The organism is Streptococcus sp. GMD4S (assembly GCF_000296955.1).
This window is the reverse complement of sequence record NZ_AJRE01000395.1, coordinates 1-588: the sequence shown is the minus strand read 5'-3', so window position 1 is coordinate 588 and position 588 is coordinate 1. Positions and strand designations below refer to the sequence as shown.

Genomic DNA, 588 nt, shown 5'->3' with positions numbered 1-588 from the left:
AATTTGGCTCGGTAGCTCAGTTGGTAGAGCAATGGATTGAAGCTCCATGTGTCGGCGGTTCGATTCCGTCTCGCGCCATATTTTGTTTATAACTTGGAAGGGTAGCGAAGAGGCTAAACGCGGCGGACTGTAAATCCGCTCCTTCGGGTTCGGGGGTTCGAATCCCTCCCCTTCCATTACTTTAGTTACGGGCATAGTTTAAAGGTAGAACTAAGGTCTCCAAAACCTTCAGTGTGGGTTCAATTCCTACTGCCCGTGTTAATATGATTATGGCGGGTGTGGTGAAGTGGTTAACACACCAGATTGTGGCTCTGGCATGCGTGGGTTCGATCCCCATCACTCGCCTATTTTATATTATTGGGGTATAGCCAAGCGGTAAGGCAAGGGACTTTGACTCCCTCATGCGTTGGTTCGAATCCAGCTACCCCAGTTACTATTTGCCGGCGTGGCGGAATTGGCAGACGCGCTGGACTCAAAATCCAGTGTCCGCAAGGACGTGCCGGTTCGACCCCGGCCGCCGGTATAGTATTAAAGACAAGGTTTTCGGACCTTGTCTTTTTCTTTTATTTGTTGAATTTGTAACGCTGA

At 49.5% G+C, this 588-nt stretch carries 6 tRNA genes; all 6 read left to right on the top strand.

What is annotated here, in order from left to right:
• Positions 1 to 5 precede the first annotated feature (5 nt).
• The 6 genes from GMD4S_RS10140 to GMD4S_RS10115 all read left to right on the top strand — a co-directional run bounded on the left by GMD4S_RS10140 (position 6) and on the right by GMD4S_RS10115 (position 523).
• Positions 6 to 78, top strand: a tRNA-Phe gene (locus tag GMD4S_RS10140).
• 17 nt (positions 79 to 95) lie between these two features.
• Positions 96 to 176, top strand: a tRNA-Tyr gene (locus GMD4S_RS10135).
• Positions 177 to 187: 11 nt separating this feature from the next.
• Positions 188 to 258, top strand: a tRNA-Trp gene (locus tag GMD4S_RS10130).
• Positions 259 to 272: 14 nt separating this feature from the next.
• A tRNA-His gene (locus GMD4S_RS10125) sits at positions 273 to 345 on the top strand.
• 13 nt (positions 346 to 358) lie between these two features.
• Positions 359 to 430: transfer RNA gene (locus GMD4S_RS10120), tRNA-Gln, on the top strand.
• Between the two features lie 9 nt (positions 431 to 439).
• Positions 440 to 523: transfer RNA gene (locus tag GMD4S_RS10115), tRNA-Leu, on the top strand.
• Positions 524 to 588: the final 65 nt, after the last annotated feature.